Source organism: Escherichia sp. WS1368 (genome assembly GCF_046487485.1).
Classification (GTDB): Bacteria; Pseudomonadota; Gammaproteobacteria; order Enterobacterales; family Enterobacteriaceae; genus Escherichia; species Escherichia coli.
The window spans coordinates 300,605-322,742 of record NZ_JBJQJI010000003.1; the positions used below are offsets into that span (position 1 = coordinate 300,605).

General features: G+C 52.8%; 18 protein-coding genes. 14 read left to right on the forward strand and 4 right to left on the reverse strand.

The window, feature by feature from the left end:
- Nucleotides 1-62 precede the first annotated feature (62 nt).
- The 4 genes from ygjJ (at nt 63) to fadH (ending at nt 7,657) form a co-directional block, all read left to right on the forward strand.
- Nucleotides 63-1,133 carry a protein YgjJ gene (gene ygjJ, locus ACJHYD_RS10165; RefSeq protein ID WP_001551680.1) on the forward strand — a complete coding sequence of 357 codons (1,071 nt, stop codon included), beginning with the start codon at nt 63-65 and terminating at the stop codon, nt 1,131-1,133.
- Between the two features lie 16 nt (nt 1,134-1,149).
- Complete coding sequence (gene ygjK, locus ACJHYD_RS10170) at nt 1,150-3,501, forward strand: alpha-glucosidase (protein WP_001551681.1); 2,352 nt, start codon at nt 1,150-1,152, stop codon at nt 3,499-3,501.
- A 291-nt stretch (nt 3,502-3,792) separates the two neighbouring features.
- Nucleotides 3,793-5,334, forward strand: a complete 1,542-nt coding sequence (locus ACJHYD_RS10175) for a hypothetical protein (protein ID WP_001551682.1) — start codon at nt 3,793-3,795, stop codon at nt 5,332-5,334.
- Nucleotides 5,335-5,638: 304 nt separating this feature from the next.
- Nucleotides 5,639-7,657 carry an NADPH-dependent 2,4-dienoyl-CoA reductase gene (gene fadH, locus ACJHYD_RS10180; protein WP_001551683.1) on the forward strand — a complete coding sequence of 673 codons (2,019 nt, stop codon included), beginning with the start codon at nt 5,639-5,641 and terminating at the stop codon, nt 7,655-7,657.
- A gap of 117 nt (nt 7,658-7,774) precedes the next feature.
- Here the strand turns inward: fadH and rlmG are convergent, their stop codons facing one another.
- Nucleotides 7,775-8,911 (reverse strand): 23S rRNA (guanine(1835)-N(2))-methyltransferase RlmG, encoded by a 1,137-nt coding sequence (rlmG, locus tag ACJHYD_RS10185; protein WP_000018671.1) that lies wholly within the window; start codon nt 8,909-8,911, stop codon nt 7,775-7,777.
- Between the two features lie 84 nt (nt 8,912-8,995).
- Between rlmG and ACJHYD_RS10190 the strand changes: the two genes are divergently transcribed.
- The 5 genes from ACJHYD_RS10190 (at nt 8,996) to sstT (ending at nt 14,442) form a co-directional block, all read left to right on the forward strand.
- Entirely contained in the window at nt 8,996-9,499 is a 504-nt protein-coding gene (locus ACJHYD_RS10190; RefSeq protein WP_001551684.1) for a M48 family metallopeptidase, read from the forward strand.
- A 76-nt stretch (nt 9,500-9,575) separates the two neighbouring features.
- Nucleotides 9,576-10,268 (forward strand): vancomycin high temperature exclusion protein, encoded by a 693-nt coding sequence (locus ACJHYD_RS10195; RefSeq protein WP_001551686.1) that lies wholly within the window; start codon nt 9,576-9,578, stop codon nt 10,266-10,268.
- Nucleotides 10,269-10,346: 78 nt separating this feature from the next.
- Nucleotides 10,347-11,333: a Gfo/Idh/MocA family protein gene (locus ACJHYD_RS10200; RefSeq protein WP_001377074.1), complete on the forward strand. Its 987-nt coding sequence runs from the start codon at nt 10,347-10,349 to the stop codon at nt 11,331-11,333.
- A 283-nt stretch (nt 11,334-11,616) separates the two neighbouring features.
- Entirely contained in the window at nt 11,617-12,582 is a 966-nt protein-coding gene (alx, locus tag ACJHYD_RS10205; RefSeq protein ID WP_001098805.1) for a TerC family membrane protein Alx, read from the forward strand.
- Nucleotides 12,583-13,197: 615 nt separating this feature from the next.
- On the forward strand, nt 13,198-14,442 hold the full coding sequence (sstT, locus tag ACJHYD_RS10210) for a serine/threonine transporter SstT (protein ID WP_000211642.1): 1,245 nt from the start codon (nt 13,198-13,200) through the stop codon (nt 14,440-14,442).
- Nucleotides 14,443-14,445: 3 nt separating this feature from the next.
- Here the strand turns inward: sstT and ACJHYD_RS10215 are convergent, their stop codons facing one another.
- The 3 genes from ACJHYD_RS10215 to uxaC form a co-directional block, all read right to left on the reverse strand.
- A complete protein-coding gene (locus tag ACJHYD_RS10215; protein WP_000128138.1) occupies nt 14,446-14,997 on the reverse strand; it encodes a YgjV family protein in 552 nt (183 codons plus the stop codon).
- Between the two features lie 82 nt (nt 14,998-15,079).
- Entirely contained in the window at nt 15,080-16,567 is a 1,488-nt protein-coding gene (gene uxaA, locus ACJHYD_RS10220) for an altronate dehydratase (RefSeq protein WP_001199376.1), read from the reverse strand.
- 14 nt (nt 16,568-16,581) lie between these two features.
- Entirely contained in the window at nt 16,582-17,997 is a 1,416-nt protein-coding gene (uxaC, locus tag ACJHYD_RS10225) for a glucuronate isomerase (RefSeq protein ID WP_069903728.1), read from the reverse strand.
- Between the two features lie 482 nt (nt 17,998-18,479).
- Here uxaC and exuT point away from each other — a divergent pair, with 482 nt between their 5' ends.
- The 5 genes from exuT (at nt 18,480) to mzrA (ending at nt 22,078) form a co-directional block, all read left to right on the forward strand.
- Entirely contained in the window at nt 18,480-19,778 is a 1,299-nt protein-coding gene (gene exuT / locus ACJHYD_RS10230; protein ID WP_001306002.1) for a hexuronate transporter ExuT, read from the forward strand.
- A 129-nt stretch (nt 19,779-19,907) separates the two neighbouring features.
- Complete coding sequence (exuR, locus tag ACJHYD_RS10235; RefSeq protein ID WP_000406487.1) at nt 19,908-20,684, forward strand: transcriptional regulator ExuR; 777 nt, start codon at nt 19,908-19,910, stop codon at nt 20,682-20,684.
- A gap of 239 nt (nt 20,685-20,923) precedes the next feature.
- Nucleotides 20,924-21,007 carry a hypothetical protein gene (gene yqiM, locus ACJHYD_RS10240; protein ID WP_212735802.1) on the forward strand — a complete coding sequence of 28 codons (84 nt, stop codon included), beginning with the start codon at nt 20,924-20,926 and terminating at the stop codon, nt 21,005-21,007.
- Between the two features lie 21 nt (nt 21,008-21,028).
- Complete coding sequence (gene yqjA, locus ACJHYD_RS10245; RefSeq protein WP_000422149.1) at nt 21,029-21,691, forward strand: DedA family general envelope maintenance protein YqjA; 663 nt, start codon at nt 21,029-21,031, stop codon at nt 21,689-21,691.
- A 3-nt stretch (nt 21,692-21,694) separates the two neighbouring features.
- The gene (gene mzrA, locus ACJHYD_RS10250) at nt 21,695-22,078 is read left to right on the forward strand and encodes an EnvZ/OmpR regulon moderator MzrA (RefSeq protein WP_001166760.1); all 384 of its coding nucleotides are present in this window, start codon (nt 21,695-21,697) and stop codon (nt 22,076-22,078) included.
- The last annotated feature ends 60 nt before the right edge of the window (nt 22,079-22,138 follow it).

Consider the following 22,138-nt stretch of genomic DNA (forward strand, 5'->3'; position numbering starts at 1 on the left):
TATATCTTTATAATTACAACGATAAAAGGCTGTACTTTTTCTTTAGCTCATGGATTAACACAATGAAATTAATCACTGCACCATGCAGAGCATTACTTGCTCTGCCGTTTTGCTACGCGTTTTCTGCGGTCGCTGAAGAAGCTCGTCCGGCAGAACATGACGACACAAAAACACCCGCCATTACCTCGACATCTTCTCCTTCATTTCGTTTTTACGGCGAATTAGGGGTTGGTGGATATATGGATTTAGAGGGTGAGAATAAACATAAATACAGCGACGGCACCTATATTGAAGGTGGACTGGAGATGAAGTACGGCTCCTGGTTCGGCCTGATTTACGGCGAAGGCTGGACCGTACAGGCCGACCACGACGGTAATGCCTGGGTGCCTGACCATAGCTGGGGTGGTTTCGAAGGTGGGATTAACCGTTTCTATGGCGGTTATCGAACCAATGATGGCACCGAAATCATGCTCAGTCTGCGTCAGGATTCCTCGCTGGATGACCTGCAATGGTGGGGCGACTTCACCCCCGATCTGGGCTACGTCATTCCCAATACCCGCGACATTATGACCGCGCTGCAGGTGCAGAACTTAAGCGGCAACTTTCGTTATAGCGTCACCGCCACGCCTGCCGGACATCATGACGAAAGCAAAGCCTGGCTACATTTTGGCAAGTACGATCGCTACGACGACAAATACACCTATCCGGCAATGATGAACGGTTACATCCAGTATGACCTTGCCGAAGGCATCACCTGGATGAACGGTCTGGAAATCACCGACGGCACAGGGCAACTCTATCTGACGGGACTGCTTACCCCTAACTTTGCCGCTCGCGCCTGGCACCATACCGGACGCGCCGACGGGCTGGACGTACCGGGAAGTGAAAGCGGGATAATGGCGAGCGCCATGTATGAAGCGTTAAAAGGCGTTTATCTCTCCACCGCTTACACCTACGCCAAACATCGCCATGACCACGCTGACGATGAAACCACCTCTTTCATGCAGTTTGGTATCTGGTACGAATACGGCGGCGGACGTTTCGCAACGGCTTTTGATAGCCGCTTCTACATGAAAAATGCCTCTCACGATCCCAGCGACCAACTCTTCCTGATGCAATATTTCTACTGGTAATAAGGACTGTAATTTCATGAAAATCAAAACAATTTTAACGCCAGTAACCTGCGCTCTGCTGATAAGTTTTTCCGCCCATGCCGCTAACGCCGACAATTATAAAAACGCGATTAACCGTACTGGCGCGCCGCAGTACATGAAGGATTACGATTACGACGATCACCAGCGTTTTAATCCGTTTTTCGATCTCGGAGCCTGGCATGGTCATCTGTTGCCAGACGGCCCGAACACCATGGGCGGCTTTCCGGGCGTTGCGCTGCTGACGGAAGAGTACATCAACTTTATGGCCAGCAATTTCGACCGCCTGACCGTCTGGCAGGACAGTAAGAAAGTCGACTTCACGCTGGAGGCATACAGTATTCCCGGCGCGCTGGTGCAAAAACTGACAGCAAAAGATGTGCAGGTTGAAATGACTCTGCGCTTCGCCACGCCGCGCACGTCACTACTGGAAACTAAAATCATCAGCAATAAACCGCTGGATCTGGTGTGGGACGGCGAGCTGCTGGAAAAACTGGAAGCGAAAGAAGGGAAACCGCTTTCCGATAAAACCATTGCTGGCGAGTACCCTGACTATCAGCGCAAAATCAGCGCCACCCGTGATGGCCTGAAAGTCACCTTTGGCAAAGTGCGCGCCACCTGGGATCTGCTGACCTCCGGTGAATCAGAATATCAGGTGCATAAATCCCTGCCAGTGCAGACTGAAATCAACGGTAATCGCTTTACCAGTAAGGCGCATATCAACGGTTCGACGACGCTCTACACCACCTATTCCCATCTGCTGACCGCTCAGGAAGTTAGCAAAGAGCAAATGCAGATCCGCGATATTCTGGCGCGTCCGGCGTTTTATCTCACCGCCTCGCAGCAACGCTGGGAAGAGTATCTGAAGAAAGGGTTAACCAATCCGGATGCGACGCCGGAACAGACGCGCGTCGCGGTGAAAGCGATCGAAACGCTCAACGGTAACTGGCGCTCACCGGGCGGTGCGGTGAAATATAACACCGTCACGCCGTCGGTGACCGGGCGCTGGTTCTCCGGCAATCAGACCTGGCCGTGGGATACCTGGAAGCAGGCGTTTGCGATGGCGCATTTCAATCCGGACATCGCCAAAGAGAATATCCGCGCGGTCTTCTCCTGGCAGATCCAGCCCGGCGATAGCGTGCGTCCGCAGGATGTGGGCTTTGTCCCCGACCTGATAGCGTGGAACCTTAGCCCCGAGCGTGGCGGCGATGGCGGCAACTGGAACGAACGTAATACCAAACCCAGCCTTGCCGCCTGGTCGGTGATGGAAGTGTACAACGTCACCCAGGATAAAGCCTGGTTGGCAGAGATGTACCCGAAGCTGGTGGCCTATCACGACTGGTGGTTACGTAACCGCGATCACAACGGCAACGGCGTGCCGGAATATGGCGCGACCCGCGACAAAGCCCACAACACCGAGAGCGGCGAGATGCTGTTTACGGTGAAAAAAGGCGACAAAGAAGAGACGCAGTCTGGGCTGAACAACTACGCCCGTGTGGTGGAGAAAGGCCAGTACGACAGTCTGGAAATTCCGGCACAGGTTGCTGCGTCGTGGGAATCAGGTCGTGATGACGCCGCCGTCTTTGGGTTTATCGACAAAGAACAGCTGGATAAATATGTCGCTAATGGCGGCAAACGTAGCGACTGGACGGTGAAATTCGCCGAAAACCGCAGTCAGGACGGAACGTTGCTGGGGTACTCGCTATTGCAGGAGTCGGTGGATCAGGCCAGCTATATGTACAGCGATAACCATTATCTGGCGGAGATGGCAACCATACTCGGTAAGCCGGAAGAGGCCAAACGCTATCGCCAGTTGGCACAGCAGCTCGCGGACTACATCAACACCTGTATGTTCGACCCGACTACCCAGTTCTACTATGACGTGCGCATTGAAGATAAACCGCTGCCGAACGGCTGCGCGGGCAAACCGATTGTCGAGCGCGGTAAAGGGCCAGAAGGCTGGTCACCGCTGTTTAACGGTGCAGCAACGCAGGCCAACGCCGACGCGGTGGTGAAGGTGATGCTCGATCCTAAAGAGTTCAACACCTTTGTTCCGCTGGGAACGGCGGCGTTAACCAATCCGGCCTTTGGCGCTGATATCTACTGGCGCGGGCGCGTATGGGTGGATCAGTTCTGGTTTGGTCTGAAAGGAATGGAGCGTTACGGTTATCGCGATGATGCCCTGAAGCTGGCGGATACGTTCTTCCGGCACGCCAAAGGGTTAACCGCCGATGGACCAATTCAGGAAAATTACAACCCGCTGACAGGCGCACAGCAAGGCGCACCCAATTTCTCCTGGAGCGCCGCGCATTTGTATATGTTGTATAACGATTTTTTCCGTAAGCAGTAATTTGCAACAGCTGGCGGATGCGGCGTGAACGCCTTATCCGCCCTGGCCCGCGGCATCGGGGGTATACGCACTCTTTTCTTTTAAACTGCGGTAAAAACCGGAATGCAACTGACCGAAATTAATAAAATAATACTGATTTGCCGTCTGACGTTTAATGGTCCGACGGTTATGCGCCCTGTTCACTGACTGGTGCTGGAGCTGTTGAGTTGAACAAACGGGTCAGCCGCTCTCCGGGGGGCCAGTGAGCAAACACGGCACTATCTGCCCCCCTGAGAGAAAGGAATTCATTACATGGTAACACCATGCCACATCAAAGCCAGTGCAGGTATGACATTGCCCCTGGCCCTGGAGAACCAGGAGAGCTGCAGGACACGTCTGGAAGAGATGATAAATTTAATCAACAGGAATACAGACTGCAGCACGGGTGTTCCTGACCAGGTTAACGCACTGGTGGCTACCATGGCGGACGCTCTGCAGCCGTACACAGTGATGACGAACGAACTGCCGGAGTATCCGAACATGCCGGAACGTGTCCTGTACATTCCTGAGCCGTTCAGTTTCTGTTTTTCCGGCCACACCATCACCTTCACGAACACGAAAAGGGATTACAACGGGGACAATCTCGTGAACATTGCGGTCAGCAAGGACGGGGGGAATGCCCGTGGCGATGCTGACTGTGCCCTGTTTCACGCCTTTGTCACAAAAATGATGTCACGCAGTCGCCAGCCAGGAACATATGATTTCTTTCCCTCACTCAAGGAAGAAAAACAAGGGGAAGGAATGCATTTCATGGTAACACCACGCAACTCCAGCATCAGCGCGGGCGCGATAATGTCTCGGCCCCTGCTGCAGACCCAGCACGGCTGTGAAATTCTGAATAAGATAATAAATTTAATCAACGCGGATACGGACGAGGTTAATGAACTGGTAGTTGCCATGACGAACGCGCTGTTTCTGTATCAGACGGTGGTGAGGACTGAGCTGCAACGCACTGAGCCATTCACTGAGCCGTTCAGGTTCAGTTTCTTTTTTTCCAGCCACACCATCACCTTTACGAAGGCGGAGAGTAATAGCAAATTAGTGCAGATTGAGGTCAGTAGGGGCGGGGTGACGGTCCGTGAATGTGTTGGCAGTGCCCGGTTTCGCACCATTGCCGCGGCAATGGTGTCATGCCGTATCAGTGAGGCCGCTGCAACTTCCCTGGCCCTGCAGCAGACCCTGCACAGTCGGGTAATTCTGAAGCTGATGATAAAATTAATCAACGCGGATACGGACCGCAGCATAGCTGTTCCTGACCGGGTTAACGAACTGGCAGTTGCCATGACGAACGCACTATATCGGTACCAGACGGTGAGGGGTGATAAGCAGATAATCCCTGAATCGTTCAGTTTCGGGTTTTCCGGCCATACCATCACCGTCACGCCGGGAAGGTATAGTCGCTCTGTGAACCTTAAGGTCTGTGGGGGCGGGGTGCCAGCTTGTGCAACAGCTGACCGTACTCTGTTTCGCACCATTGCCGCAGCACTGGTATCAAGCAACCAGCAAGGAACACTTGATTTCAGATCCTCCCTCCCCTTCCTGGTGGAAAGAAACCTGAGCACGGAAAATGAGGCTACCCCGCCACTGCCCACCCGCCCCCGCGTCCAGGTTAGGCGGAAAGTGGCCAAAAGGACCAGCCCCCATGTCAAAAACATCCGAAGTTTCAGGTCTTCACAGCCCTTACTGATGGATGGAAATCAGAGTGCGGAACATGCGCCTGGCCCGCAATTGCCCTCCGTCCTGGCAAGACAGAAAGGGACCAAAAAGCCCCCATTATCGACGAAGTCATTCTGAAATGGTCGAAGATGCCCCCGGATGAGCGGGCTAAAGATAGCGTGATTGACTATCTCCGTAGCCTGCCGTCCTGTCAGGACGACCACCACGTTACCTATTAATTTTTCGAACACCGTACTTGCACAACGAGAGGTGTCCATATACAGATAAGACGCGACAAGCGTCGTATCCGGCATTTCCAATGGGCGTATTCTTTTTGAATCCCATCACAAACCCCGCACTCCCTTTTTCCCTTTTCTCTGGCGACGGCTAAATTAGAACTCATCCGACCACATAACAATTATTTTACATACTGGACAATTTTATGAGCTACCCGTCGCTGTTCGCCCCGCTGGATTTAGGCTTCACCACGTTAAAAAACCGAGTACTGATGGGTTCAATGCACACGGGACTGGAGGAATACCCGGACGGCGCTGAACGGCTGGCAGCGTTTTACGCGGAACGCGCCCGTCATGGCGTGGCGTTGATTGTCAGCGGCGGTATTGCACCAGATTTAACAGGCGTTGGCATGGAAGGCGGCGCAATGCTCAATGACGCAAGCCAGATCCCGCACCATCGCACCATAACCGAAGCCGTACATCAGGAAGGCGGCAAAATCGCCCTGCAAATTTTGCATACCGGGCGCTACAGCTACCAACCGCATCTGGTCGCTCCTTCCGCATTGCAGGCTCCCATCAACCGTTTCGTTCCCCATGAGTTAAGCCATGAAGAGATCCTGCAACTGATCGACAATTTCGCCCGCTGCGCGCAACTGGCGCGGGAGGCCGGATACGATGGCGTAGAAGTGATGGGTTCCGAAGGGTATTTGATCAACGAGTTTCTGACCCTGCGCACTAACCAGCGTAGCGACCAGTGGGGCGGCGATTACCCTAACCGGATGCGCTTTGCAGTTGAAGTGGTGCGAGCAGTGCGCGAACGCGTCGGCAATGACTTCATTATTATCTACCGTCTGTCGATGCTCGACCTGGTAGAAGGCGGCGGTACTTTTGCCGAAACGGTAGGGCTGGCGCAGGCCATTGAAGCGGCGGGCGCGACCATTATCAACACCGGCATTGGCTGGCATGAAGCACGTATTCCGACCATTGCCACGCCCGTGCCGCGCGGTGCCTTTAGCTGGGTCACGCGCAAACTGAAAGGCCACGTCTCGCTGCCGCTGGTGACCACCAACCGGATTAACGATCCGCAGGTTGCCGACGACATTCTCTCGCGCGGTGATGCCGATATGGTATCGATGGCACGACCGTTTCTTGCTGATGCGGAGCTGCTGTCAAAAGCGCAATCGGGGCGAGCCGATGAGATCAACACCTGTATTGGCTGCAACCAGGCCTGTCTCGATCAGATCTTCGTGGGCAAAGTCACCTCGTGCCTGGTGAATCCTCGCGCCTGCCACGAAACCAAAATGCCGATCCTTCCCGCCGTGCAGAAAAAAAATCTGGCGGTGGTCGGCGCTGGTCCGGCTGGGCTGGCGTTTGCCATTAACGCGGCGGCACGTGGTCATCAGGTAACGTTGTTTGATGCTCACAGTGAGATCGGCGGTCAGTTTAATATCGCCAAACAGATCCCTGGCAAAGAGGAGTTTTACGAAACGCTGCGCTATTACCGCCGGATGATCGAAGTAACAGGCGTGACGCTGAAACTCAATCACACCGTGACGGCGGATCAGTTACAGTCGTTCGATGAAACGATCCTCGCTAGCGGGATCGTACCGCGCATTCCACCTATCGACGGAATCGATCATCCGAAGGTGTTGAGTTATCTCGACGTACTGCGCGACAAAGCGCCTGTGGGCAAAAAGGTAGCAATCATCGGTTGTGGCGGGATTGGTTTTGATACGGCGATGTTTTTAAGTCAGCCGGGTGAGTCCACCAGCAAGAACATTGCCGAGTTCTGTAATGAGTGGGGGATCGACAGCAGCCTGCAACAGGCTGGTGGCTTAAGCCCGCAGGGAATGCAGATCCCGCGTAGCCCACGGCAGATTGTGATGCTCCAGCGCAAAGCCAGCAAACCGGGACAGGGGTTAGGCAAAACCACCGGCTGGATCCATCGCACCACCCTGCTCTCGCGCGGCGTGAAAATGATCCCAGGCGTAAGTTATCAGAAGATCGACGATGACGGGCTGCATGTGGTGATCAACGGCGAAACGCAGGTATTAGCAGTGGACAATGTGGTGATCTGCGCAGGGCAAGAGCCAAACCGCGCGCTGGCGCAACCGCTGATTGATAGCGGGAAAACTGTGCATTTAATTGGCGGCTGCGATGTAGCTATGGAGCTGGACGCACGACGGGCAATTGCCCAGGGAACACGGCTGGCGCTGGAGATTTAAATCGTGCATTGAAGTGCCGGATGCGACGCTTGCCGCGTCTTATCCGACCTGGGGGTAATGTGCTGAACGTATGCCAGATAAGGCGTTTACGCCTTATCTGGCAGGTAGCTGCCAATCTTACCGACGACGCCCCAGCTTCACTGCTTTCAGCACCACAAATTTATTATTCGTGGCGATGGTGGTGCAGTTGCCGAAAATCTTCTTCAGTTTATGGAAGTAATCCAGGTGACGGTTGGCAACGATATACAGCTCGCCGTTGATTTTCAGACAGCGGCGGGCGTGGTGGAACATCTCCCAGGCGACGTTATCGGTCAGCGCATGTTGCTGATGAAACGGCGGGTTGCAGAGCACAGCATTAAAGCGGAAAGGCTCAACGCCGGAGAGCGCGTTGTTGATCATAAATTCGCAGCGATCCAATGCCTCGGGCATGTTGGTTTCAACGTTCAAACGGCTGGAAGCAACCGCCATCGGCGATTCATCGACAAACACCACTTTCGCCTGCGGGTTTTTATCAAGCAGCGTCAGACCAATAACGCCATTACCACAACCGAGATCGACAATCTCACCTTCGAGATTCTCTGGCAGATGCTGCATAAAGAAGCGCGCGCCAATATCCAGCCCGGTGCGGGAGAAGACATTCGCATGGTTGTGGATAGTCCAGTCAGTACCTTCCAGTTTCCAGCTAACGGTCTGCGGCGCATCGGCCAGCGGCGGCTCGTTGAAAGTACAGTTAATTAAGCGTGCCTTCTTCCATGCCAGCGTGGTGGTGGTCGGGCCGAGCACTTTTTCGAACAGTTCCAGCGTGGAAGTGTGGATGTCACGGGCTTTGGCACCGGCAATAATACGCGTATCTGGCGTGACCACTTTGCGCAGCGCACGCAGTTGCTGTTCCAGCAATGCCAGTGTTTTCGGTACTTTGATCAGCACCACTCCCGGCTGTTGCGGGTAGTCAGCGGTGCTGTCGAGAAACTTCACGCTCGATTCATCAATCCCGTTGAGGCGTAAATTCTCGCGCGTCGCCAGTTCGCTGATGTATGAGTCGCCAATGCTGTATGGCTTATGTTCCGCCAGCGCACAACTTAACGCACCAAAGGCATCATTCAGGATCAACACCGGGCCGCGGATTTCTGTGTCGTCCAACTGTTGCAGCAAATATTCATCCGCCGCTTCCCACGCCTGTAGCGGGTTAACGTCATCCGTCGCCGGAAAACGTTGTAGTGTCAGTGAACGGAAACCGTTGTCTAAGTGGCTCATCGGCCCTCCTGGATGATAAAATTTCGACGTTGCCCCTGAAAAGGGTGCGTGAGTATACCCTTTTTCTCTTTTTCGTGGGCGGTTATGAGCAATCTTACTTATCTTCAGGGTTATCCCGAGCAGCTACTTTCCCAGGTGCGAACGCTGATTAACGAACAGCGTCTGGGCGATGTGCTGGCAAAACGTTATCCGGGAACACACGACTACGCCACCGATAAAGCCCTCTGGCAATATACCCAGGATCTGAAAAATCAGTTTCTGCGCAATGCCCCGCCGATCACTAAAGTGATGTATGACAACAAGATCCATGTGCTGAAAAACGCGCTCGGGTTACATACCGCTGTTTCGCGTGTGCAGGGCGGCAAGCTGAAAGCAAAGGCGGAGATCCGCGTCGCTACCGTGTTTCGCAACGCGCCGGAACCGTTTTTGCGCATGATCGTGGTGCACGAGTTGGCGCACCTGAAGGAGAAAGAGCATAACAAAGCGTTCTATCAATTGTGCTGTCATATGGAGCAGCAGTACCACCAGCTTGAATTCGACACTCGTCTGTGGCTAACGCAGTTGTCACTTGGGCAGGACAAAATCTGAAAATGATGTCAGGCGTTATCTTTTCTTCCTTTAGCGCCTAAAATCGACCTCCCCCCTTTCGTTAAGGATAACGACCATGCTGCGCGCCTTTGCCCGCCTTCTTCTCCGTATTTGTTTTTCTCGCCGGACTCTTAAGATTGGCTGTTTATTGTTGCTTATAGCAGGAGCGACCATTTTTATTGCCGATCGCGTTATGGTCAACACCAGCAAGCAGCTGACCTGGAGCGATGTCAACGCAGTTCCGGCGCGTAACGTGGGTTTATTGCTGGGAGCCAGGCCGGGTAATCGCTACTTTACCCGACGTATTGATACCGCAGCAGCATTGTACCACGCCGGAAAAGTGAAATGGCTGTTAGTCAGTGGCGATAACGGACGTAAAAATTACGATGAAGCATCAGGTATGCAGCAGGCTTTGATCGCTAAAGGCGTACCGGCGAAAGTGATCTTCTGCGACTATGCCGGATTCTCAACGCTGGATTCGGTAGTGCGTGCCAAAAAGGTGTTTGGGGAAAACCATATCACCATTATCTCGCAAGAATTTCATAACCAACGCGCCATCTGGCTGGCAAAACAGTACGGCATCGACGCTATCGGTTTTAACGCGCCAGACCTCAATATGAAGCACGGTTTTTATACTCAACTGCGGGAGAAACTCGCTCGCGTCAGCGCGGTGATTGACGCAAAAATCCTCCATCGCCAGCCGAAATATCTCGGGCCATCGGTCATGATTGGGCCGTTTAGTGAGCATGGCTGTCCGGCGAAAGAATAATGCGTATCTGCGCACGTCGAAGATGAAAAAGGCGTGCTACATTGACGACAGAATCCCTTTATGGAGTATCCACGCGTTATGATACGTTTCGCTGTGATTGGTACGAACTGGATCACTCGCCAGTTCGTCGAGGCCGCCCATGAGAGCGGTAAATACAAGTTAACCGCCGTTTATTCCCGCAGCCTTGAGCAGGCCCAGCACTTCGCCAATGATTTTTCTGTCGAGCATCTGTTTACCTCGCTGGAAGCGATGGCAGAAAGCGATGCCATTGACGCGGTGTATATTGCCAGCCCGAATGCCCTGCACTTTTCCCAGACACAACTTTTCCTTAGCCACAAAATTCATGTGATTTGCGAGAAGCCGCTGGCATCGAATCTGGCGGAAGTGGATGCCGCCATTGCCTGTGCGCGGGAAAATCAGGTGGTGCTGTTTGAGGCATTTAAAACCGCCAGCCTGCCGAACTTTCATCTGTTACGCCAGGCACTGCCGAAAGTCGGCAAACTGCGTAAAGTCTTTTTCAACTATTGCCAGTATTCCTCGCGGTATCAACGTTACCTGGATGGTGAGAATCCCAACACCTTTAATCCGGCATTCTCTAACGGTTCAATTATGGATATCGGCTTTTACTGCCTGGCGTCGGCGGTGGCATTATTCGGTGAACCGAAAAGCGTGCAGGCAACCGCCAGTTTGCTGGCAAGCGGTGTGGATGCCCACGGCGTGGTGGTGATGGATTACGGTGATTTCAGCGTTACGTTGCAGCACTCAAAAGTGAGCGATTCTGTCCTGGCAAGCGAGATTCAGGGCGAAGCAGGATCGCTGGTGATTGAAAAACTGTCTGAATGCCAGAAAGTTTGCTTTGTTCCGCGTGGCAGCCAGATGCAGGATCTCACCCAACCGCAGCATATTAATACCATGCTCTACGAAGCAGAGCTGTTTGCTGAACTGGTGGATGAACATCTGGTGGATCATCCTGGGCTGGCGGTCAGTCGCATCACCGCCAAACTGCTGACCGAGATCCGCCGCCAGACTGGGGTGATTTTTCCGGCAGATAGCGTAAAACTATAATTGCCAAAGTAAAGCAGTGTAAAAGGCATGTAACAGACCATTGACTGACTGAATGGTCTGTCATACTTTGTTACCTGCAAAGGGGAGTAACTTCATTGCCGGTCGATCGTCATTACGATGTGTGAAAAACCACATCCGGTCACCGGGCAACCCGAAAGGAATACGCAGACGTATTCCTTTTTTGTTGTAAGTGAGACCTTGCCGGAAGGCGAGGTCTATGCATAAAAAGCAGCGGCTGACGTCTTCCGACGTTGGCCGTTTTTTTTATGTGTAAGGAACTTCTATGAATACTGTCGGCACGCCGTTGCTATGGGGCGGATTCGCTGTTGTTGTCGCCATTATGCTGGCTATCGACCTGTTGTTGCAGGGGCGTCGTGGGGCACATGCCATGACCATGAAACAGGCTGCGGCCTGGTCGCTGGTCTGGGTGACGCTGTCGTTACTGTTTAACGCCGCTTTCTGGTGGTATCTGGTGCAAACCGAAGGTCGCGCCGTTGCCGATCCACAGGCACTGGCCTTTCTCACGGGTTATCTGATTGAGAAATCGCTGGCGGTCGATAACGTCTTTGTCTGGCTGATGTTGTTCAGCTATTTCTCTGTTCCGGCGGCATTACAACGCCGCGTGCTGGTGTATGGCGTGCTCGGGGCGATTGTTCTGCGTACCATCATGATCTTCACTGGCAGCTGGCTGATTTCGCAGTTCGACTGGATCCTGTATATCTTCGGTGCCTTCCTGTTGTTTACCGGCGTGAAGATGGCGCTCGCCCATGAAGATGAATCAGGCATTGGCGACAAGCCGCTGGTGCGCTGGCTACGCGGTCATTTGCGCATGACCGACACCATCGACAACGAGCATTTCTTTGTGCGTAAGAATGGCTTGCTGTATGCCACGCCGCTGATGCTGGTGCTGATTCTGGTGGAATTGAGCGACGTGATTTTCGCCGTGGATAGCATCCCGGCTATCTTCGCCGTGACCACCGATCCGTTTATTGTGCTGACCTCAAACCTGTTTGCGATCCTCGGCCTGCGTGCGATGTATTTCCTGCTGGCGGGCGTAGCAGAACGTTTCTCGATGCTCAAATATGGCCTGGCGGTGATTCTGGTGTTTATCGGTATCAAGATGCTGATTGTCGACTTCTACCATATTCCAATCGCCGTCTCGCTGGGCGTGGTGTTTGGCATTCTGGTGATGACATTTATTATCAACGCCTGGGTGAATTATCGGCATGATAAGCAGCGGGGAGAATGATTCGCTGTATATTAAGCCATTCCTAGAGATAACTCATTCCAGACAAAGGTGAGCTATTAATTATGTAATCGGCTTATAGCTCTTTACAAAAAGACCGCACGGGTGTTGGTGGCGTCAAAATCGCCGAAGCGTTCCCTGGAGGCCGGGGCGACGCGCATGGATGCGCGGCGAGGGCGCATCTTACAGGGACGTTCCCTTGCGCCCGACCCGGTAGCCGCAAGGGATAAGCTGAGGGAACCGCGCAGCGGCGATTTTGTTCGCCAGAGCCTGGGGGTGCAGGGGGCGGCGGCGATTGGCCGCCCCCTGCGCGCTCCCTGCGCCAGTGACTTTATATGGCATAGCACATTAAAGGAGCGCAACCGTTCTCATATTCCAAATAGTTTTGCCCATATGTTATCTAATCAGCCTTAGTAGCCAGTCCTTCCCTCTGTTTATGTCAAATAAATGTAACCATTAAGTTGCAAAATATGACCTCTCTTTAAAATCCAGCATTTTTCGCTTCCCGAAGCTGTAACTTTCCTTATACTCGACCTTGCAAACACTTTGTTACATCCTGAAAGATGCGTCGACAGAACGCACCAGGGATGTGCGACAACACAATGAAAGGATCGAAAAATGACTACGCAACGTTCACCGGGGCTATTCCGGCGTCTGGCTCATGGCAGCCTGGTAAAACAAATCCTGGTCGGCCTTGTTCTGGGGATTCTTCTGGCATGGATCTCAAAACCCGCGGCAGAAGCTGTTGGTCTGTTAGGCACTTTGTTCGTCGGCGCACTGAAAGCTGTAGCGCCAATTCTGGTGCTGATGCTGGTGATGGCATCTATTGCTAACCACCAGCACGGGCAGAAAACCAATATCCGCCCTATTTTGTTCCTCTATCTGCTGGGCACCTTCTCTGCTGCTCTGGCCGCAGTAATCTTCAGTTTTGCCTTCCCTTCTACCCTGCACTTGTCCAGTAGCGCGGGTGATATTTCGCCGCCGTCTGGTATTGTGGAAGTGATGCGCGGGCTGGTAATGAGCATGGTTTCCAACCCCATCGATGCGCTGCTGAAAGGTAACTACATCGGGATCCTGGTGTGGGCAATTGGCCTCGGTTTCGCACTGCGTCACGGTAACGAGACCACCAAAAACCTGGTCAACGATATGTCGAATGCCGTCACCTTTATGGTGAAACTGGTCATTCGCTTCGCACCGATCGGTATTTTTGGTCTGGTTTCTTCTACCCTGGCAACCACCGGTTTCTCCACACTGTGGGGCTACGCGCAACTGCTGGTCGTGCTGGTTGGCTGTATGTTACTGGTGGCGCTGGTGGTTAACCCATTGCTGGTGTGGTGGAAAATTCGTCGTAACCCGTTCCCGCTGGTGCTGCTGTGCCTGCGCGAAAGCGGCGTGTACGCCTTCTTCACCCGCAGCTCTGCGGCGAACATTCCGGTGAATATGGCGCTGTGTGAAAAGCTGAATCTGGATCGCGATACCTATTCCGTTTCTATTCCGCTGGGTGCCACCATCAATATGGCGGGCGCAGCAATCACCATTACCGTGTTGACGCTGGCTGCGGTTAATACGCTGGGTATTCCGGTCGATCTGCCCACAGCGCTGCTGTTGAGCGTAGTGGCTTCTCTGTGTGCCTGTGGCGCATCCGGCGTGGCGGGGGGTTCTCTGCTGCTGATCCCACTGGCCTGTAATATGTTCGGTATTTCGAACGATATCGCCATGCAGGTGGTTGCCGTCGGCTTTATCATCGGCGTATTGCAGGACTCTTGCGAAACCGCGCTGAACTCTTCAACTGACGTGCTGTTCACTGCGGCAGCTTGCCAGGCGGAAGACGATCGTCTGGCAAATAGCGCCCTACGTAATTAATGTTTAACCCCTTTCGTCCACGGCGGAAGGGGTTTTCTCGACTTTAAACGGATCAATTCCCCTTTTCTGCATCCGCCAGAAACGAATGATATTCAGGCCATTCATGAGCAGAAAACTCCCCTCAATCATCGTGCCGCCTATCGACCCCGCCCAGAAGTTGTGAATCACCCAGCAACACGTTGAAAACCACATTACGCAGCGCATGGTCAGCCCTTTACAGCGGAACAGCGCCCAGGTACTGACAATCGTGCCGATTACCGGCAATAGTTCGACAGGATGATGGAACTTCGCGAGGCCAATTCCGCCAGTCAGCACAATAAAAATCGCCATTACCCATAAGCTGCGCGTGCGTAAAGTAATCAGCGTACGAATGGCATTAAGGATGGCACTGGCACCGGCGGGATAGGTGCCCAGAAGAAAAAAATGTACGCCAATAACGGCGCTATAGACCGAAAGCTGCTTTTTAAAGCGGCGTTCGTCACGGTTGAAAAATGTTGTGATACCAATCAGAAAGGCGATGACACCCACGCCCTGGGCCAGCCAATACGCGGTCATGATAAATCCTTAGCAGGTCTGGAAAAGCAAACGGCGCTTCACATTATGAAACGCCGTTTTTTATTAACAACTCATTTCGACTTTATAGCGTTACGCCGCTTTTGAAGATCGCCAGTTCGCGGAAGTCGTTACGCTCGTTACAGGTTTGCTTACCGTTGGCAAACTCAACGATGGTATCGATGAATTCTTCCAGCAACTGCGGCATCGCTTTACCGTGGATCAGCTGACCCGCGTCAAAGTCGATCCAGTGTTTTTTCTTCGCCGCCAGTTCGCTGTTGGTGGCGATTTTCACCGTCGGTACAAAGCCGCCGTATGGCGTGCCGCGACCAGTACTGAACAGCACCATATGGCAGCCCGCACCCGCCAGGGCGCTGGTCGCTACGGCATCGTTACCCGGCGCACTTAACAAGTTCAGCCCCGGTGTTTTCAGACGCTCACCGTAACGCAGCACGTCAACCACGACGCTGGAACCCGCTTTCTGGGTACAGCCAAGTGATTTGTCTTCCAGCGTGGTGATACCGCCCGCTTTGTTCCCCGGCGATGGGTTTTCATAGATCGGCTGGTCATGGGCAATAAAGTACTGCTTGAAGTCATTGACCATGGTGACCAGTTTTTCAAACGTTGCTTCGTCGCGGCAATGGTCCATCAGCAACTGCTCTGCGCCAAACATCTCCGGCACTTCGGTCAGTACGGTAGTACCGCCGTTAGCAATCACGTAGTCAGAGAAACGCCCCAGCATCGGGTTAGCAGTAATACCAGAAAGACCGTCAGAACCACCGCACTCCAGACCAAACTTCAGTTCGCTGAGTTTGCCTGGCTCGCGTTTATCGTTGCGCATCACGTTATACAGCTGATGCAAATGCTCGATCCCGGCCTCGATCTCATCATCCTGCTGTTGGCAGATCATGAAATGAACGCGTTCAGGATCGATATCGCCCAGCGTTTCACGGAATGCGGCAACCTGGTTGTTTTCACAGCCCAGACCAATCACCAGCACTGCGCCTGCGTTCGGGTGGCGCACCATGTTTTGCAGCATGGTGCGGGTATTAATGTGATCGTCGCCCAGCTGTGAGCAGCCGTAGGTGTGGCTGAAGAGGAACACGCCGTCGGTACCTTCGGCGTTGTTGGTCTCTTTCAGGAAACGATTTTGGATCTGCCGCGCGATGCCGTTGACACAGCCCACGGTTGGCAGGATCCACAGCTCATTGCGCACCCCGACATCGCCGTTAGCGCGACGATAGATCTGCACTTCACGATCTGCCGCTTGCGCAGGCAGATCCTGAAAATCAGGTTGATAGCGATACTGATCCAGATCGCTCAGATTCGTGCGCGTATTGTGGGCGTGAACGTGTTCCCCCGCCGCAATATCCGCCAATGCATAACCAATCGGCAGGCCATATTTGATGACGTTGGCCCCTTTTGCGATATCCGTTAACGCAAATTTATGTCCACGAGCAACATCCTGGCGCAGCGTAACAGTCTGGTTGTCGACACTGACTTCTGTGCCTTCCGCCAAATCTGCTAAAGCGACCGCGACGTTATCCAGCGCATGGATCTTGATGTATTGCATATCAACCCCAGACCTTAGTTCAGTTCAATGGCGAAGTAGTCACGCGCATTGTTAAAGCAAATATTTTTCACCATCTCGCCCAGCAGGTTGATATCCGCCGGCGCTTCGCCCGCTTCCACCCAGCGACCGATCATCTGGCACAGAATGCGGCGGAAGTATTCGTGACGGGTGTATGACAGGAAGCTACGGCTGTCAGTCAGCATACCGACAAAGCGGCTCAACAGACCGAGCTGCGCCAGTTGGGTCATCTGACGTTCCATACCGTCTTTCTGATCGTTAAACCACCAGCCGGAACCGAACTGCATTTTGCCCGGCATACCTTCGCCCTGGAAGTTACCGATCATGGTGCCCAGCACTTCGTTATCGCGCGGGTTCAGGCAGTAGAGAATGGTTTTCGGTAGCAGGTTTTCTTCGTTCTGCTTGCTCAGCAGCTTAGACAGCTCTTCCGCCATCGGACGGTCGTTGATGGAGTCAAAGCCGACATCCGGCCCCAGCAGTTTAAACTGACGCAGGTTGTTATTACGCAGTGCGCCAATGTGGTACTGCTGTACCCAGCCGCGACGTGCATATTCGGCACCAAGGAACACCAGCACCGCAGTTTTGAACTGTGCCACTTCGTGCTCGCTCAGGGTTTCGCCAGCCAGACGACGCGCCAGAATGCTGTCCAGTTCCGCTTCGTTCGCTTCAGCAAACATCACCACATCCAGCGCGTGGTCAGACACTTTACAGCCGTGAGCGGCGAAGTGATCCAGACGTTTGGTCAGGGCAGTTTGCAGATCAGCAAAGCGGCGGATGTCGGTATCGGAAACTTCGCCCAGCTTCGCCATGTAGTCGTTAAAGGTCGCCTGTTCGATGTTGAAGGCTTTATCAGGACGCCAGCTCGGCAGCACTTTAATAATGGTGAAAGAGCCGTCTTTGGCGATCTCTGCGTGATGCTCCAGAGAATCGATCGGGTCATCGGTGGTGCCGACCATTTTCACGTTCATCTGCTGCATGATGCCGCGCGCGGAGAAGTTATCCTGCGCCAGCAGTTCATTACATTCGTTCCAGATTTCATCGGCAGTTGACGGAGAAAGCAATTTGCCAGTGATACCAAACGGACGACGCAGTTCGAGGTGCGTCCAGTGGTATAACGGGTTGCCGATAGTGTGCGGAACAGTCGCCGCCCAGGCGTCAAATTTTTCACGGTCAGACGCATCACCAGTACACAGACGCTCAGCCACACCGTTGGTACGCATAGCGCGCCATTTGTAGTGATCGCCCTTCAACCAGATGTCATACAGGTTTTTAAAACGATAGTCTTCCGCAATCTGCTGCGGCGGCAAATGGCAATGGTAATCGAAAATCGGCTGGTCTTTTGCGTAGTCGTGATACAGACGGCGGGCAAATTCGGTATCTAACAGGAAATCTTCAGTCATAAACGGAGTCATTTTCGTCTTCCTCTCAACGAGTGAGCTAGCTTGCTTATGGTGCGATGCTGACAAAGTTATCACACCAATTTCCAGAGTCCGAAGATATTTTCGTGAGATAGATCAATAAACGTAGTTAAAAAAATTACTCTCAAAGTGGTAAATCTCGCTGCAGGCCGCGCCAGTACTGGCCTCGCTGTCGTCAGGTAATGTCCCTACAAATATTCCCACATTTGTGATGGCTCTCACCTTTTAAAGTTGTATGACAAGTTATCTTTCTGCCGTCGCAAATCATAAGTCGACGGAATGCAAATTGCCGATTCATTCATTTGTTAGATGAATCGGGTTAACCGGTACGGAAGCCGAATTAGCACGAAACTTTCATGGCAACGTTCGGGGCGTGCCGGTTTTTTTTCGGTTACCCGGTCGTAACTAACATCTTCAGCCTCTGGCGGGATGATGGCCGCGCTTCCTGCGGATATAACAAAACGATGAGGTTTTACATGCGTAAAATTAAAGGGTTACGTTGGTATATGATCGCACTGGTGACGCTCGGCACCGTGCTTGGTTACCTGACGCGTAACACTGTGGCGGCAGCTGCGCCAACTCTGATGGAAGAGTTAAACATCTCCACCCAACAGTATTCCTATATCATCGCAGCCTATTCTGCTGCTTATACGGTCATGCAACCGGTAGCAGGTTATGTACTGGATGTGCTGGGTACGAAAATCGGTTATGCAATGTTTGCTGTGCTGTGGGCCGTGTTCTGTGGTGCAACCGCGCTGGCAGGTAGCTGGGGCGGCCTGGCTGTTGCTCGTGGTGCGGTCGGTGCCGCGGAAGCAGCGATGATCCCGGCGGGTCTGAAAGCCAGCTCCGAATGGTTCCCGGCGAAAGAGCGTTCCATCGCGGTAGGTTACTTTAACGTAGGTTCTTCTATTGGTGCGATGATTGCACCGCCGCTGGTGGTATGGGCAATCGTAATGCACAGCTGGCAGATGGCATTTATCATCTCCGGTGCGTTGAGCTTTATCTGGGCAATGGCATGGCTGATTTTCTATAAACATCCGCGCGACCAGAAGCATCTGACCGATGAAGAACGCGACTACATTATTAATGGTCAGGAAGCCCAGCACCAGGTTGACACAGCGAAGAAAATGTCCGTTGGTCAGATCCTGCGTAACCGTCAGTTCTGGGGTATCGCGCTGCCGCGCTTCCTGGCAGAACCGGCATGGGGTACTTTTAACGCGTGGATCCCGCTGTTCATGTTTAAAGTTTACGGCTTTAACCTGAAAGAGATCGCGATGTTTGCCTGGATGCCGATGCTGTTTGCTGACCTCGGTTGTATCCTCGGTGGTTACCTGCCGCCGCTGTTCCAGCGTTGGTTTGGTGTGAACCTGATCGTTTCCCGTAAGATGGTCGTAACGCTGGGTGCTGTGCTGATGATTGGCCCGGGTATGATCGGTCTGTTCACCAACCCGTATGTCGCGATTATGCTGCTGTGTATCGGTGGTTTTGCTCACCAGGCACTGTCTGGCGCGCTGATTACGCTCTCTTCTGACGTGTTTGGTCGTAACGAAGTGGCAACGGCAAACGGTTTAACCGGGATGTCCGCATGGCTGGCAAGTACGCTGTTTGCGCTGGTTGTCGGTGCACTGGCTGACACCATCGGCTTCAGCCCGCTGTTCGCAGTTCTGGCAGTATTCGACCTGCTGGGTGCACTGGTTATCTGGACGGTGTTGCAGAACAAACCGGCGATTGAGGTGGCGCAGGAAACACATAACGATCCTGCACCGCAACATTAAGGCTTCGTGTAAGTTTTAGTTTCCCTTCAAAGCCGCCTTCTCAGGCGGCTTTTTCATCACTGTGAGTAGAGCTAAACTCGCAAAAGTGGTATAACAAATATAGTCTGCCGTATCATGCCTGGAGCGCATATGGAAATCACTGAACCACGCCGTTTGTATCAACAACTTGCCGCTGATCTGAAAGAGCGCATCGAACAGGGCGTCTATCTGGTGGGTGATAAACTGCCTGCCGAACGCTTTATTGCCGATGAAAAAAACGTCAGCCGCACCGTGGTTCGTGAAGCCATCATCATGCTGGAAGTTGAAGGCTATGTCGAAGTGCGTAAAGGTTCAGGTATTCATGTGGTTTCCAACCAGCCGCGCCATCAGCAGGCGGCTGACAATAATATGGAATTCGCCAATTACGGTCCGTTTGAGTTGCTTCAGGCTCGCCAGCTCATCGAAAGTAATATTGCCGAATTCGCGGCAACTCAGGTAACGAAACAGGACATCATGAAACTGATGGCCATCCAGGAGCAGGCGCGCGGCGAACAATGCTTCCGTGATTCCGAGTGGGATTTGCAGTTCCACATTCAGGTAGCCCTGGCGACGCAGAACTCCGCCCTGGCGGCTATCGTGGAAAAAATGTGGACCCAGCGTAGTCATAACCCGTACTGGAAAAAACTGCACGAACACATTGATGCCCGTACCGTCGATAACTGGTGTGATGACCACGATCAAATCCTCAAGGCGTTAATTCGCAAAGATCCTCATGCTGCTAAGCTGGCAATGTGGCAGCATCTGGAAAACACCAAAATCATGTTATTTAACGAAACCAGCGACGATTTCGAGTTCAATGCCGACCGCTATCTGTTCGCAGAAAACCCGGTAGTGCATCTCGATACGGCCACCAGCGGCAGCAAATGAAATTTCCATCCGACAGGCGCTGCAATGCGCCTGTTTGCTTCGTCGGTAAGCGAAAAGTATAAAGTGTCAGCCTGTGTAAATCCTCTCGCCACCCTCCCCTGCAATCAGCAAAATCAGACTCTACGGACATGTAATTTTGATAACGAACAACGTTGACCTTTGTTACAATTAGATTCAATTTGAATTTATGCTTTTGAATGCTTTCTTATCTCACGATTTAACAGGGAATAGTTCAGGCTGTGTTGATGTATCAAACCCGCAAAACATACCAAAACAGCAATAACATTGCGGTAGTGCATCTTTTAAAACCAGCGTGGCGTTAACCGATTCACCAGGAATAATGAATGGAACTTTTGACCCAATTGCTGCAAGCCCTGTGGGCGCAGGATTTTGAAACCCTGGCCAATCCGTCGATGATTGGCATGTTGTATTTTGTCTTGTTTGTAATTTTGTTCCTTGAAAACGGCTTGCTTCCGGCGGCCTTTTTACCGGGCGACAGTTTACTGGTGTTGGTCGGCGTATTGATTGCGAAAGGCGCGATGGGCTATCCGCAAACGATTCTGCTGCTGACCGTTGCCGCCAGCCTCGGTTGCTGGGTCAGCTATATTCAGGGGCGATGGTTGGGCAATACCCGCACTGTACAAAACTGGCTATCTCATTTACCCGCGCATTATCATCAACGCGCACACCATCTTTTTCATAAACACGGTTTATCGGCGCTGTTAATTGGTCGCTTTATTGCATTTGTCAGAACACTGCTGCCGACGATTGCCGGATTATCAGGGCTGAATAACGCGCGCTTTCAGTTCTTCAACTGGATGAGCGGTCTGCTGTGGGTATTGATCCTGACAACTCTGGGTTACATGCTCGGCAAAACGCCGGTATTTTTAAAGTACGAGGACCAGCTGATGTCATGCCTGATGCTGCTCCCGGTGGTGCTGCTGGTGTTTGGCCTGGCAGGTTCTCTGGTCGTGTTATGGAAAAAGAAATATGGAAATCGGGGGTAAGGGATGCAAATACCTCGCATGTCGCTTCGCCAGCTAGCCTGGTCCGGCGCTGTTTTACTTCTGGTCGGCACACTGTTGCTGGCCTGGTCCGCGGTTCGCCAGCAAGAGTCTACGCTGGCGATTCGTGCCGTTCATCAAGGGACAACGATGCCAGACGGTTTTTCAATCTGGCATCACCTTGACGCTCACGGCATTCCTTTCAAAAGTATCACCCCCAAAAATGACACTCTGTTAATTACCTTTGACTCCAGCGACCAGAGTGCCGCCGCAAAAGCGGTCCTCGACAGAACATTGCCCCATGGCTACATCATCGCGCAGCAGGACAATAATAGTCAGGCTATGCAGTGGCTGACCCGGTTGCGGGATAACTCTCATCGCTTCGGATAACTTCCTGTTATCCGAAACATATCACTGACTTTGGTGATTTCACCGTAACTGTCTATGATT

Bases quoted from the DNA above. Each gene is read 5' to 3' on its own strand.
- ACJHYD_RS10195 (WP_001551686.1), top strand. From the start codon at position 9,576: ATGCTGCGCGCCTTTGCCCGCCTTCTTCTCCGTATTTGTTTTTCTCGC.
- ACJHYD_RS10175 (WP_001551682.1), top strand. From the start codon at position 3,793: ATGGTAACACCATGCCACATCAAAGCCAGTGCAGGTATGACATTGCCC.
- uxaC (WP_069903728.1), bottom strand. From the start codon at position 17,997: ATGACTCCGTTTATGACTGAAGATTTCCTGTTAGATACCGAATTTGCC.
- rlmG (WP_000018671.1), bottom strand. From the start codon at position 8,911: ATGAGCCACTTAGACAACGGTTTCCGTTCACTGACACTACAACGTTTT.
- ACJHYD_RS10200 (WP_001377074.1), top strand. From the start codon at position 10,347: ATGATACGTTTCGCTGTGATTGGTACGAACTGGATCACTCGCCAGTTC.
- ACJHYD_RS10215 (WP_000128138.1), bottom strand. From the start codon at position 14,997: ATGACCGCGTATTGGCTGGCCCAGGGCGTGGGTGTCATCGCCTTTCTG.
- alx (WP_001098805.1), top strand. From the start codon at position 11,617: ATGAATACTGTCGGCACGCCGTTGCTATGGGGCGGATTCGCTGTTGTT.
- ygjK (WP_001551681.1), top strand. From the start codon at position 1,150: ATGAAAATCAAAACAATTTTAACGCCAGTAACCTGCGCTCTGCTGATA.
- sstT (WP_000211642.1), top strand. From the start codon at position 13,198: ATGACTACGCAACGTTCACCGGGGCTATTCCGGCGTCTGGCTCATGGC.
- uxaA (WP_001199376.1), bottom strand. From the start codon at position 16,567: ATGCAATACATCAAGATCCATGCGCTGGATAACGTCGCGGTCGCTTTA.
- ygjJ (WP_001551680.1), top strand. From the start codon at position 63: ATGAAATTAATCACTGCACCATGCAGAGCATTACTTGCTCTGCCGTTT.
- ACJHYD_RS10190 (WP_001551684.1), top strand. From the start codon at position 8,996: ATGAGCAATCTTACTTATCTTCAGGGTTATCCCGAGCAGCTACTTTCC.
- mzrA (WP_001166760.1), top strand. From the start codon at position 21,695: ATGCAAATACCTCGCATGTCGCTTCGCCAGCTAGCCTGGTCCGGCGCT.
- exuR (WP_000406487.1), top strand. From the start codon at position 19,908: ATGGAAATCACTGAACCACGCCGTTTGTATCAACAACTTGCCGCTGAT.
- fadH (WP_001551683.1), top strand. From the start codon at position 5,639: ATGAGCTACCCGTCGCTGTTCGCCCCGCTGGATTTAGGCTTCACCACG.
- yqjA (WP_000422149.1), top strand. From the start codon at position 21,029: ATGGAACTTTTGACCCAATTGCTGCAAGCCCTGTGGGCGCAGGATTTT.
- exuT (WP_001306002.1), top strand. From the start codon at position 18,480: ATGCGTAAAATTAAAGGGTTACGTTGGTATATGATCGCACTGGTGACG.